Source organism: Legionella sp. 16cNR16C (assembly GCF_021297775.1).
GTDB lineage: Bacteria > Pseudomonadota > Gammaproteobacteria > Legionellales > Legionellaceae > Legionella_C > Legionella_C quinlivanii_A.
The window spans coordinates 314,525-327,439 of sequence record NZ_JAJTMX010000002.1 but is presented as its reverse complement, the minus strand read 5'-3'; the positions used below and the strand labels follow the sequence as shown (position 1 = coordinate 327,439).

Below are 12,915 nucleotides of genomic sequence, written 5' to 3'. Positions count from 1 at the left end.
ATGCGATCCGGTTTTTTGCATCAGGTTACTCCACCACTAGCTGGTCCCACGACAAATTGGGAAATTCCTATTCCTCGAGGCGAATTCAAAGTAGACACCCGAGTAATCAACATTGTAACAATGTTATTTTGCTGTGAAAACTCACTGGCACTCTGATAAGTAACCAGAATCGGCATTTGGATTCGCCAGGAATATCGGCCGTTCAGTAATCCTTTCTGCAAAATAATCGGAGCGCGTGTGGCCACAGCGGAAACAATTAACTTCTTGGCCTTCACAGCATCCAGGTTATTGGATTGTTGTAAAGCCGTGAGAAACTGCTGCCAGCCTTCGGCAGTAAAGAATCCGGATGAAGCCTGCAACTCATCTCGATAGTTTACGAAGTTATAGGTAAACGCAGCAATTGCAGCCTGATTCGCCCATTGCAACACCGATGAGTCGGATTGGTTAGGCTCGTTTAAAGGAAACAATGGCGTTATTCGCCCGCTAATACTGGTTGCGAAATATTTAGGTGCCGGTGGATGGGTCAGTACATATACGAGCAAACCTGCCATCATAAAATTAACAATGAATGACAAGATCAGGGCAACCATTAATTTTCTTTGTCCATCGCGGTAAAACTCATTACGGAGTGTTACCACTGCTAAAGCATCATCAACCATTTTTTCCTCTTTTATTCTGGAATGGGTTTCTCATTGTCATCATTTACCGGATCCGGTGGCAATAAAGCTTCGTTTGAATAGTTAGGTGTATCCATTGGTGTTAATACAACTGGCGGCGTAATTCCATTGGTTGCATAAAAATCCGGCTGTGGCTGATGGAACCGGCTATATGCAATTGCAATAAACAGCAATACATTGATGCCCAGCATGATTAATATCCAAGTCCCAATCCTGCGATAGGTTGAAACATAAAATGATTTGGATTCTTTAATTAAATTCCAAGCCACCCGGCTCATTTTAACCTCTGCTATACAATAGCGTCTCTAAACGTTATTTCAATTCTGGAATTAGGTGACTGATCACCACCCTGCATTATTCCTACAATAGGCTTATCACTTCCTGCGCCCTCTACAAATATAAAACGGCTATCTATACACTGAGACCATAAATAATCCGCAACGGAGCGCGCACGAGTTAATGTTAGAGCCTGCTCGCGCTTGCAAGACAAATATTTGTTGCTATAAGCAGTAACTGTTACCGACACTTTTCTAAACATTTTCATAAATTGCGCTACATCATTTAATATCGCGTAGGATTGCCAGGTCAGTCGAGGGGACTGATCAGCAAATAGTGCAGCAGATGGAATACTTATCAGATAATCTGACCCGATGGTGATTACTTTGACACCCATATTTTTGAATTTGCTCTGCATGGACATCACTGCTGAATCAGAGCTGTTTTGGACCTTTCCAGGTAATTTAACACCCTCATCAATAGGATAGGAACCGCCCTTGCTGCTACACCCTGGCAAAACAGAGGTTGCCAGCAAGCTGACAGGCAGAACTATTGATTTAAGCAGGTCAAAAAACGTTCGTCTCACTTATACCCTCTTGTCAAAATTATTCACAGCTTATCGCGATGATAAACGCTGGCGTGACCTTCGGTAATTTCATTATCAAATAAAAACATACAAATCATTACGTTACAAGCAGTTCATGAAAATTCAATTCATAAAAGACAGTGAATGACCAAGTATTAAGCAAAATAGATTTTAAATCATCAGCACTGGAAACAAGTTGTGCTGAGAAAATATTTTCCAAAATTTTACAATGGGAGAATGAGCAGCCTTCGAGACCGTTGTGTTTTCCGTAAAATAGCTGCTTTTTGAAGATTTTGAATGACGTTGGCCTACACACTGCAACACATCGCCCCTATGGCTTGTGAGCAGAGTCCAGTGTTTCTCTATGAGTCTTCCTGATTCCTCGGCGAGCCGAGGGACATAGGTTTACACAAGGCGAGTCAGGTAAGAGGATAAAACCATCAGGTTTCTTCTGAAGCTTTCTCATTAGCCTTATGCCGCTCTTCGACAATCCTTCCAGTCAGGGTTCTTACAATTTCCGTTAACTCATAAGATTCAATGACGTCCCTCTCCTGTGGCGGATAGGTGGTCGCCATCTGGAAGTCTTTTATCAATTCATTAGCAACAGAACCTGAATATTTATCCTTGGCCCCACTATTCCTTTCAATCGAAGCCAGATAATTTCTGGTTTCGTTAATTGCGAGAATAGGCATGGAGAACTGTTCAGTATCCTTAACCAGTAAGGGAATTGTATAATGAGATGCTCGCAGTTTGCTGAAGATAGTAAGAACGCCCTCTTCTTCCTCTTCGATAATTTCTTCAACCGGTTCTGGCTCGTTATGGCCGTGGTAAGCCAGCAAAGCAGCCACGCCGCGTTCGATGGGTTCAACCACTGTCGATTCACGCAACACCTTGGTAATGAGGCTTATCTCTTCGCTCTCAGTAACTTTATCGATACTAAGATCACCGCTTTCGAGAACCTTCTGGAAACCCGACAGTTGTTTTTGCAGTTTTGCCAGATACTCATCCGATGGAGCTTCAACCTTCAGGAACTGATTGAGCTTTAATTGTTTAACCGGTTTGGGGTTGGCGTAAAACATACGCGCACGGACAATTTTTGACTTGAAGAAAATGTGCGCCTCGCCTTCTGTTTGTTCCTTTAAATCCAGCAGGTCAATCCGGGCTCTTTTTTCAAAGGAAGAACTTTTAGTATCAAGATAGCTGTTAGTCATACTGCTGTCTTTCGTCTGGAAAGAATCAACCTTGGTTACATAGGCCTCACCTGCGGTTTTGGTAAAGAAATCCCAGGTTTCGATGGGGTCTTCCAGCTTCATACAGATTTTTATGTTGGTATTCGCACCGATTGACGCAGCTTCCTCCTTGGATGCTTTCTGGAACGCTGGTAAATCCTGACCAGCAAAAATAGCAGAGAATCCTAAAGATCTGGCCTGTGCAGGCACTACCGCAAAACCTTGAACGGCATAATAACCATACTCGTCCAGAATACACATATAGGGTGTAGGTGAATTTGTAGGCTTTCGCTCGATCACATCCCGATAATCACCCTCAACCTCTTCACCCAAGCCCGCTGCCATCATTGCTTTTAGTGAAGATACAATAACTTTTCCTAGATTGGATAACTCATCCGGAGATTTCTCAAGGGCAGGTAATAAGACAACCAGAATGCGGCGGTTAAGCACTACGTCTTTGAAATCCACCTCGGCCAGGTTGGTTCTGATAATGTGCCCATAGGTATCAGCCAGGGATGAAAATACCCGCACCAACTGCATAGTAATAAACCCGTGCTGTTCCAGGACCTGGGAAACCTGTTTGCCCTTCTTCTCTTTATTATATCCTGGAAGGTTAAACACATAGTTTCTTAAAGGGTCAGTCACAAGCTTGGGAACTGATTCTATATTTATACTTTCCTGCTCATCCCGCGGAAATACTTTATCAATAACAATTGCTTCCAGACGGGTTAAGTCGAAATAGTTACGAATGGAGTTCGCATCCAGCAAAATAGCACCATCATCGCGCATATACACAAGCAGCTTCATTAATGCTTCCACGAAGCTGATAGCCCTTCCCTTCCACATATCACCGTCCGAGGATTGTCCTGAGGATCCCATCAGACTAACTACCAACTGGGTCAGCATACTGGAAGAACCCTGGCAAAAAGGGTTTAGTGTATTGGAGAGACGTTTTTCCTGGGGACCCACAATATCGCGGGCGCCGGTCATGAAGTTAATGAGCAGTAAGTCATCTTCTCGCCCCATGCTTCTGACCATTGAGAAAACTTTTGCATAGAGGGAGTTATCCCCTTTCCCATCAACATAGATGAAGCCGCTTCCCTGTACCAGGGCATTAAATGCCAGCGAGACCAGCGCTTCGGTTTTACCACTACCGGTAGAGCCGAAAATTAAGGCATGGGTTCTTAAATCTTCATTGGCGAACCATAATTCTTCATTGCTTTTGCGGTCGTTTCCAAAAAACGCGATACCGCGAGCGGTGTAGGGTGTTTTAATACCGGGTTTCAAATCATTATAATCTTTTACACGGGCAATTTTAGGTAAACGAAAGGGTAAGACCTGTTTGCGGGTATAAGTATATATAAAAAAGAAAAATCCCAGAATTAATAGCAAAGTCGCTATTTCAGAAACGTAATAAGCAATACCGGCCAGTGAAACCAGAATAATCGATACATTGGTAGGGTCGGAAAAGAAATCCGCCAAACGCTGACCAACCGTTCGAGTATCTCTAAGTAACTGGCTTGGATCTATTTCATGACGTGAATCAATACCGCGCATCATGGCTGCAACTCCTGAAGTTCGCGTGGGGATAATTTCACTTCTTTAATAGCCATTTCCAGGGCTTTAATAGCTTCATCGATCATCGGCACCAGCGAACGTCTTTTCATGGCTCTTTCTGCTTTCCAGTGAGCAAACGGTCCTGCAACTTCCGCATAGGGTGTTTGCCTACCTACACAATTAAGCATATACCATAATCGTCTGTCTGTGGGTTTTAACCAGAGAAATTCTGAGCTGGCCACCACACCATCATCTCTCGACGCCTGCAATAAGGAAGCCATTACTGTCAGCAAATAGGCATGCTGTACCAGAATTTCCTGAACATTCTCTGCATTCTGGTATTTCTTGATAATCGGTAAGGCCACCGAATAATCCGGTTTGCCTTCACTGAACGTTTTGTCGATTGTTTCCATGATCAGATTAGCAGAGCCTCTGTCTCTGTTCATCCGCGCCATGAATATTGCCGCCAAAGCCCTGGCATGAGGCGGACATCGCTCGAAGCTATCCCAGTAAGGTCCCAGTTGCAAAGTAAACACACGCTTGGCATCTCCCCGCCGAATACCGGCAGTCATTTCCATACCAGGCAGCGGATTGTCCAAAATTGCATCATCTTTTCGCAGCAGATGATATTTGCGAGCAAATTCAAGCGGCGTCATAGCCATTGCCCAGGGGCCCTTATTAATATCCTGACTCACCAGATCTTCCTTGACGACAGGCATGATAGCGGGCCAATTGTATTGCTCCTGTGCTCTTAAGCTTTTCATATCATGCGCACGCTTAAATTTTAAGACGACATTAGACTGATAAAGATAAAAGGCTAATCCTACCAGGATCACTATGACAGGATAACGAACGTAATCACCTACTGTACGAGTCAGATCAAGAAACTGGGTCCAACTGATCGTAGCAGGATCAATGGTCTGCATTAGATAAACATCGTTCTCTAACTTGGAACTGCTTATAAAAAGACTTACCAGCTTTGCCTGCATTACATTGATTTTAAAAACAAAAGCAACGATATACTGATGCCCGGCATACCAGATAATCCAGCCGATCAGAAACACCAGTACCATAATCCATACTGGGGCCATTGAATTATCGCCGCCGCCCTGCTGTTGTGGTTGTTGAGCCATCCCATCAAATCAAAGAGATTTACATAACAGCAAGTATATACCTGCCCCTAAGGATTTTGCGAGATTAGTTCGTTTATTTTTTAAATAAAGCCAGGAAAAACAAAAAGGGCGGGAAAATTATTGACTATCATTGGGTTGGTTTTTTATCAAGCGGCCTTTTACATACTTATAAGTGCCTGAATAATGAACAAAGCGATTAATATTTTCAAGGTTAATTGAACGGTCCTTTAAAGTTAATAAAGGCTTGCCAAACTTATCTTGCGGAATTTTGTCGGAAGATAGCGGCAAAATATCACTTTGATTGATGAAAATGCTGATGTAAGACTCATTCATTTTATTTTCTTTCGATTTAATTATAAATTTTACATTCTCTTCATCGGCATAAATGGGACGCGAAATAACCTGACGAGGCAAATTGGCGAGAATCCTCTCCCAGCTCTGCATGTTATTTCCCTCTGAAGAATAAAGGGCTATGAAAACTTCCTGCTGTCCACTGCGCAAGGCCACCCGATTAAGTAAGGTAGCATTGGAATTATTTTTAGGTTTTCCATTTTCCAGTGAGCGATTATAACTGTCTCTAATCTCACGCAGATTTTTTCCGATAACACGCAAGAAATTAGACTCTTCCCAGGGGCCTGTTTCAATAGCCTCATCAAGAGCCTTTAAAATATCTGCAGATTGTTGATCGTCTACACTGTCTTTCATGCGTGAGAAAATTCTTGAAAATTAAAATGAAAGAGCTTGATAGCTCTATCATTCAGGGATAAGTGGAGTATAACAGTATTATGTAATCTATGCAGAGTATCAAGATAAATTATTAGGGCTTGTTTTTAAAGTTTTTCAGGACAATAACTTTTAAAAGCACTACCCTTAAACTAGAACAATCCGTAATCTCGTCGAGTTTCAACTTCTTCCTTAACAACCTCTGTCTCAATGGACTTAACTGGTTTATGAGAAGAAAGTGCAGCCTTGAAATCATTGTCACACTTGCCCAATACTTCCACACCTCTTGCATTGGCTGGATCAGGTTTAAAGCTATTCAATCGCTTCAGGGTGGAAAAATTTTTCTGAAACTCTTTGTATGCTTCTTCAGCGGTTAATACCTTACTGGCCTGACTAACTTGTGCTTGCGCCAATGGGGACGAATAATTTGCTACATCAGAGACAGGCTTTTCACTTCTTGGAGACGAGCCAGGCCTTAATGAGCTTTGCATTATCTGAGTACTATCGGATTTTAATTCTTCTGCCATTCCTTACACCCCAACTCGGTCAATTACAACTATAAGTTTAGCAGTTTATCCTTAAGCTAAACTTAAGGCTTACTATTATTTTTATAACAGGAAGTAAACAAATAGCACATCCTGAAATTTAGCCAAACAACATGCTTTCTTATTCATTTAAACCTGAAGTGCCCAACTAATCAAGAGTTTATATTAAATAAATGTGATTAATCATACATCAGTTCGTCCAAAGGAGTATAATCACGACTGGGCCCTCCCTGAATGAGCTCGTTAATGACATCAGTCATACATAATAAACGCAGAGCGTTGGGAGTCACTTCATCAAAAACCACGCGAATTCCTAACAAAGACCCTTCTGCTTCATCAAAAGTTGCCCCCAAGCCGTAACCCAGACAGAGAGAACATAGCTGATCTGCTCTTCTGGCAATAGCTGGAAGAAGACCGGTATCGGAAAACACTTCGTCAAAACTTACAAAACGATCATTCAAATAAAACTTGGCATTCATGCTCGCCGCAATTAAGGCCATACTTTTTTTTATATCTACTTCCATTAGCGCCACCAGGGTTGAGAGGATCGGACTCGCCCAGCCAGAAAACTCCTGAGCCAGCGTAAAAAAACGGGCACGGTGAACCCATAGTGTTCAATGATGCCGAAAAAGAAAGCAGAGACGAGGACCAGTACGCCTGTCCATATTCGTATGTGCATAAGAAAGAGAAATATGGGAAACGCAGCTCGCGCATCCACCATAAAAAAGCGAGCACTCCTGGCCGAATCCCTCCAGTGGGTACTCTCGGAAAATGTACCAGCCATCACAAACCCCGGAATCGTTAATTATGATCAATTATATATAACATATTTAATTGCGCGAGATTTATTGTCAACTATTGAAGTGAGAATTTTGAGAATGAAACTGTGGATGTGCAAAAACAGTCTGGTTTTAACAGTGAGTTTAAAAAAGAAACCGAATATCAGCTCCAACCAGGAGTATTCTGAGGTCCTTCTTTTCTTGTCAGAATATCTTTTAGTATATCAGCTTCAGATTGTGCAAGACCTTGTGCCTTGGTCGAAACAGGCTGAATTGATGCTGAAAGAGTGTTATTGCCTACTCCCAGCTTTTTCAATATTGCTGCTGTACTATTTGATTTTTCGTCAATGGCCATAAAAGACTCCCGCACTAAACCTATACCAATAATATCAATTGAAGATTAAGGTTTTCTTAAGAAACATTAATATTCAATTTTTTTAATTTTTTTCAGCTCCGTAATCTCCTTATCTTCATTTAAACTCGCTCTGTACCGCAGCTTGTTCGCGGTATCCAGATCAAGTACATATTATTTATATAGCCTTAAATTTAAGTTAACACAATGATGCAAAGCCTTACAATAACTTAACAGTACAATTTTTTAAATCAAGTTATGATAATTGAATAATATTTAATCTTAAGAAGATTATCATGCGTCAGTACAGCCTCGATGAAAAAAAATTGTTCCTTTGGAAAGAAAAACTGCATCAGAACAAAACGAAAAAATATCAGGGAGTAAAACGTAAATTATTAGAGATACTCGATTCAGAGGAGACATTATCGATTAGAAAAAATCGATTTGAAGAATATCGAAAACAGCTTATAAGCGACAATCACGGACAAGGCTGGACCTGGACTCCTCATTTTACCTGGTTTTGGAGATTCCTCTCTTTTTTCTACCCGATTAACTATCCTCAAGGCTCTTCTCTGAGAAAAGCGCTTCTGGAGGACATTGAAATTTCTGAAACAACAAAGCTGACACTAAAAGACTATCATCAAGCCCTCTGTTCGGCAGATCTTAAGGACCATGAATTTGAGCAGGCCCTTTTTATCGACCCCAAGTCAGCTCTGGATGATCTGAAAAATCGTATCGAACAATTATCAGCAGATACATGCCCAACCGATATTGAAGTCATATTAAACCGACTGGATGCTATAAAAAACGAACTGGAAAGCAATCTCTATCATTTGATGCTGCAAAAAATTTGTAAGGCCTCCCCCCGAATAGCCTGCTCCAGGCTTTATAAATTAAGCCAGGAAGCGTTTGAATATCCCAGCAGCAATGAATATATTGAAATCAATTGGCTGGCAAACACCTTGCTTTCCCATTTTGTAACAGGATTCAGGCAAGCTGCCAGCCATCTCAATTTAGGATTTGAGCTGCTGATTTTGCTTTGTCTTTCAGATGACAAATATCGCCGAAAGCTTAACATCACTGGAATTTCTCGCTATGGTCTTGCTTTAAAAACAGAAAATCCGCAGCTAAATCCTCATACCATTTATCTTGAATTGCTCAGCAATGGGCAGCTTCATTATGGCTCTGGAGATGGCCTTCTCACAGGAACTCTAAGCAGAGAGTTTTTAGCCGCCACACTTTCCCCTCGAGCAATAAATACTTTATTTGAATCGCTGGAAACTCAAGAACCGATTCATCTCGGCATATATCAGCGCAAAATTCTGGAGGCGATTACTCAACACAACAGAGCTAAATTATCTGACCCACTGGCAGAGTTAATTGCTGATATGGGCAAAACGGACTCTCAGATTTTTCCTGAAAACAGTCTGCGTCGCGTAATGAGAGATGAAATGGCAGACAAACTTTATGAAGCACTTGACTCTCAGGGAAAGGCAAGTCGACAGGCTCGAGCAATGTTGTCAGGCCAGGCTCTCAATCATTGTAATCATCTGCAAATGCTTCAGGATATTTTCACTTTGCATCATAAAACGCATACACCGCCTCAAAATCCTCTGCTCTATTTAGTAGCTAAATCCTTATGCGAACAGCTTTTTATTGATTACCGCAAAAATAACGCAGACGGACTATGGAAAGAACATGAAATAGGTTCTGAAATGATAAAACTGCTGCAAATTGCATTTATCAATACTGTACAGCCTGTCAGTACATTTTATAAGCCTGCTGAGCAAGAGGCTATATTGAGTCCTTATAATTACCCCTCGATTATTCCTGATGCCTTCAGGGAAGCAGAGGCCGATGCTATAAGGTTTGTATTAAATAGCGGCTATTCGGAAACCCGCTTGCTGGACAGCATTAATGAGACTCGAAGTGAGCGCAGAAAGACTGTCCCGCAAATTTCATGCGAATGGATTATTTCACGTATTCAGCAGATTTCCCCTGCCCTTACTCAAGCGGTCGAACACCGTCTGGTTCATACCCGATTTTATGATGTCGATGATTGGCTGATTATGAAAAAACAAATGAAAGGAACACAGCAGCCAGCGGAACTTCTAATGGAGTCGCTCAAAGAACAACTCGCGCTTTCCAGGCTCGCAAGAGAGAACATTCATTATGAAAACGAGAATAATGCGGTGAGTAAAGCACTGAGTCTGCTCTTACAATTACTGGGAAGTGATTCTGTCACCTCACAGCAACTGGAGGAAATATACAATTATCAGCTGGATAAACTGCATTTTTACATCACTCACACATTAACGACGGTCCTGAAAAACGAATTAAAAGAGAGACAAGCCAGGCTGCTTCGATGCGATGAACAATCACTTAAAGATTTTCAGCTAATTGAAGAAGCGTCTGTAAGTATGCCATTGCATCGCAGTCTTGAGCATTTGGATAATGCAAATAGCTGTATCCAGTCTGAAGTTCGCAAAGATTTTGCCAGGCAATATACTGAATCACGAATGGCCGTTTATCATTTTTCTATCTATATGAAGCAATCCGAATACCAGGATAGGGAGGCTGCCAAAGAAGTATTGACTGGCTTAAAACCTTATCTTTGTGAGGAGCAATATAAGTTGTGGATGATGAAATTGAGCAAACAATTAAGTAAACCACTCATTCAGGAAGTGACAGTATTTAAAGAGGCAACCCTGTGTAAACAGGAGGACCAGCCTCCTGTCCCTGCACAGAAAATGTTTGCCTGAAACTCAGGTTGCTGGTGTCATTTATAATGAAAAAGCAAATTCATCCATTTCTTTTGCCAGCAATGCGGATAATCGGATAAACAGGGGATGGGCGCTATTCTTGTCAAGATGGTCTATCCGGGAAACCGCTTTTATTCCCTGCAGCACATTGCTGGTAAATAATGCCTCGGCATCCTGAATCATTGCTCTGGTAACAGGACTTTCCCGGCAATCTATCTGGTTATTCTGACAAATAGACAATATACGCTCACGCAATATGCCGGATATTAAGCCCTCAGCAGGAGGAGAGGTTCCTATCCTGTTTTGATGGATTATAAAAAAGTTGGCTATGCTGGTTTCGGTCGCCCTGTTTTCTGTATTAAAAAACAAAACATCGTCTGCATTCTGATTAGCGGCCCAGCGGCGTGCCAGAATCTCTTCAAAATAGCTGACAGATTTATACTGGTAAACAGGATTCATGCAATCCCTTTGCCAGGGGCAGCTGATTAATTTAAGGGGAGACTCAAGGGGCTGATAATTAAAGCACTCCAGAACAAGATGCGGGCTATTGCCGCTTTGCGTCAAACCACGAGCGGCTGTGCCAGGTGTTAATATGATTTTCAATCCACCCTCAGTGAAATTCTGCTCTGCCAGATATTGCCCGATCACTCGTTGCCATTCTTCTAAAGCCAAAGTAAAAGAAATACCCAATAATGCGGCGGTATTACCTAAACGCTTCCAGTGAAGGCTACTATATAATGCTTTGCCCCTTCTAACTTTGAGCGTTTCAAATACTGCTTCACCAAGAAATAGCCTATCAGCCGAGGAAAGGCACAAGTTAGCGCCAGGCGGATGGAAGTGAATGCGAATCACCTGCTAATAATCCATAAAATCATCAAGCTCCTCACGCAAGCGCTTTTCCTCCAGCATATTCTCCAAACGACGACGTGCATCTAAAACGGCAGATTCGCCGGCATCCATATCCACATCATCATCCTCAGGATTGACAAATCCATCTTCGTCCAGTATTTCATCCTCATCAAACAGATCAGTCATATACTCACCTCTTGCAAATTTTATTGAATACGACAATAAAAAAATTGCTATATACCTTATTTTTTAAATTATGCCTAGGATCTTTTGACAAAATTTTCTGACAGAATCACTTTAATATTCGAAAGGATTTCCTGTCTTTAAACACTGGATTCGATTTAACATGGATTTTCAGTGATTTTTGTTCCAAAATAACTGATAAATGTTTCTTTTTTTGTGGAATTATCATGGCCGATCGTCTAAAACGAAGCATGAGAGAAGTTTACAGGGGCATAAGAGAACGGCTTCCCCTGGAATATCGCCGGACAAACTCCAGGCGAATCTGCAATCGGATTAAACAGCTGGCCGTGTTTCGCAACGCCAGACATATTGCGCTTTATCATGCAGCAAACGGCGAAGTGGATTTACACGATATATGGCGCTCTGTTCCCTTACAAGGAAAATATTGTTATTTTCCTGTTATTCGACCCGACAGAAACATGCATTTTATGCCGGCGACGCCTGCCACTTTATTTGAAAGAAATAAACATAACATCCACGAGCCGCAGGTTGAATCCGGCAAAGAGATTAGTATCCACCAATTGGATCTTATCCTTTTGCCTCTGGTTGCCTTTGATGATTATGGTACTCGTTTAGGCATGGGGGGAGGCTATTATGACAAATGCCTGGACACAATTGATCGCCCCCTCACAATTGGCGTCGCCTATGAATTACAACACACCAGTTTTATCAAACCTGATGACTGGGATGTGAAAATGTCTATGGTAGTGACCGAAGAGAAAACTTACTGGATTAAATAAAAAAATGAACTATTGGTTAATGAAGTCAGAACCTTCCTGTTTCAGTATTGATGATTTACAAAAAGCACCGAATCAGACAACCCATTGGGACGGTGTCAGAAATTATCAGGCCAGGAATTTTATAAAAGAAATGTCAACGGGTGATCAGATATTGTTTTACCATTCCAATTGCACCCCGCCTGGTATTATTGGCATTGCCGAAATAACCAGTAAAGCCTATCCCGATTTCACCGCATTTGATCCAGACAGCGAACATCCTGATCCTAAAAGCACACCTGAAAACCCACGCTGGTTTATGGTCGATGTGCGGTTTAAAGAGAAATTCAAACGTTTGATTTCGCTTGAGGAACTAAAAAACTATCCTGAGCTAGGCAGCATGCCCTTGTTAAGAAAAGGAAATCGCTTGTCAGTGATGCCTGTAAGCGCCGGCGAATGGCATTTTATTCAGGAATTAAAGTGAGCTC

At 41.8% G+C, this 12,915-nt stretch carries 15 protein-coding genes; 3 read left to right on the top strand and 12 right to left on the bottom strand.

Annotated features, from left to right (window positions below):
* Window positions 1-20: 20 nt before the first annotated feature.
* From LXA66_RS05385 to LXA66_RS05340, 10 genes are all read right to left on the bottom strand, one after another.
* Entirely contained in the window at window positions 21-659 is a 639-nt protein-coding gene (locus tag LXA66_RS05385; RefSeq protein ID WP_058508962.1) for a type IVB secretion system apparatus protein IcmL/DotI, read from the bottom strand.
* A gap of 11 nt (window positions 660-670) precedes the next feature.
* A complete protein-coding gene (gene icmM / locus LXA66_RS05380; RefSeq protein ID WP_112219872.1) occupies window positions 671-955 on the bottom strand; it encodes a type IVB secretion system protein IcmM/DotJ in 285 nt (94 codons plus the stop codon).
* An 11-nt stretch (window positions 956-966) separates the two neighbouring features.
* Window positions 967-1,539 (bottom strand): type IVB secretion system protein IcmN/DotK, encoded by a 573-nt coding sequence (gene icmN / locus LXA66_RS05375; RefSeq protein ID WP_233012325.1) that lies wholly within the window; start codon window positions 1,537-1,539, stop codon window positions 967-969.
* A gap of 440 nt (window positions 1,540-1,979) precedes the next feature.
* Window positions 1,980-4,328 (bottom strand): TraM recognition domain-containing protein, encoded by a 2,349-nt coding sequence (locus LXA66_RS05370; protein ID WP_233012324.1) that lies wholly within the window; start codon window positions 4,326-4,328, stop codon window positions 1,980-1,982.
* Window positions 4,325-5,458, bottom strand: a complete 1,134-nt coding sequence (gene icmP / locus LXA66_RS05365) for a type IVB secretion system coupling complex protein DotM/IcmP (RefSeq protein WP_233012323.1) — start codon at window positions 5,456-5,458, stop codon at window positions 4,325-4,327. Before icmP ends, LXA66_RS05370 begins: the two co-directional genes overlap by 4 nt.
* A gap of 117 nt (window positions 5,459-5,575) precedes the next feature.
* The gene (icmQ, locus tag LXA66_RS05360; protein WP_233012322.1) at window positions 5,576-6,163 is read right to left on the bottom strand and encodes a Dot/Icm secretion system protein IcmQ; all 588 of its coding nucleotides are present in this window, start codon (window positions 6,161-6,163) and stop codon (window positions 5,576-5,578) included.
* Between the two features lie 170 nt (window positions 6,164-6,333).
* A complete protein-coding gene (locus tag LXA66_RS05355; protein WP_233012321.1) occupies window positions 6,334-6,708 on the bottom strand; it encodes a hypothetical protein in 375 nt (124 codons plus the stop codon).
* Between the two features lie 197 nt (window positions 6,709-6,905).
* Window positions 6,906-7,250, bottom strand: coding sequence for a type IV secretion IcmS family protein (locus LXA66_RS05350; protein ID WP_058508956.1), 345 nt, complete (start codon window positions 7,248-7,250; stop codon window positions 6,906-6,908).
* Window positions 7,250-7,510, bottom strand: a complete 261-nt coding sequence (gene icmT, locus LXA66_RS05345) for an IcmT/TraK family protein (RefSeq protein WP_112219866.1) — start codon at window positions 7,508-7,510, stop codon at window positions 7,250-7,252. The genes LXA66_RS05350 and icmT overlap by 1 nt, the downstream gene beginning before the upstream one ends.
* 158 nt (window positions 7,511-7,668) lie before the next feature.
* Window positions 7,669-7,860: a hypothetical protein gene (locus LXA66_RS05340; RefSeq protein ID WP_112219865.1), complete on the bottom strand. Its 192-nt coding sequence runs from the start codon at window positions 7,858-7,860 to the stop codon at window positions 7,669-7,671.
* Between the two features lie 293 nt (window positions 7,861-8,153).
* Between LXA66_RS05340 and LXA66_RS05335 the strand changes: the two genes are divergently transcribed.
* Window positions 8,154-10,619, top strand: a complete 2,466-nt coding sequence (locus tag LXA66_RS05335) for a hypothetical protein (RefSeq protein ID WP_233012320.1) — start codon at window positions 8,154-8,156, stop codon at window positions 10,617-10,619.
* Between the two features lie 21 nt (window positions 10,620-10,640).
* On the opposite strand, the gene LXA66_RS05330 is transcribed toward LXA66_RS05335, so the two are convergent.
* A complete protein-coding gene (locus tag LXA66_RS05330) occupies window positions 10,641-11,471 on the bottom strand; it encodes an aminotransferase class IV (protein ID WP_233012319.1) in 831 nt (276 codons plus the stop codon).
* A 3-nt stretch (window positions 11,472-11,474) separates the two neighbouring features.
* The gene (locus LXA66_RS05325) at window positions 11,475-11,654 is read right to left on the bottom strand and encodes a PA3496 family putative envelope integrity protein (RefSeq protein ID WP_112219862.1); all 180 of its coding nucleotides are present in this window, start codon (window positions 11,652-11,654) and stop codon (window positions 11,475-11,477) included.
* A 224-nt stretch (window positions 11,655-11,878) separates the two neighbouring features.
* Here LXA66_RS05325 and LXA66_RS05320 point away from each other — a divergent pair, with 224 nt between their 5' ends.
* Both LXA66_RS05320 and LXA66_RS05315 read left to right on the top strand, forming a co-directional pair.
* Entirely contained in the window at window positions 11,879-12,451 is a 573-nt protein-coding gene (locus LXA66_RS05320) for a 5-formyltetrahydrofolate cyclo-ligase (protein WP_233012318.1), read from the top strand.
* A gap of 4 nt (window positions 12,452-12,455) precedes the next feature.
* Complete coding sequence (locus LXA66_RS05315; RefSeq protein WP_112219860.1) at window positions 12,456-12,911, top strand: EVE domain-containing protein; 456 nt, start codon at window positions 12,456-12,458, stop codon at window positions 12,909-12,911.
* Window positions 12,912-12,915: the final 4 nt, after the last annotated feature.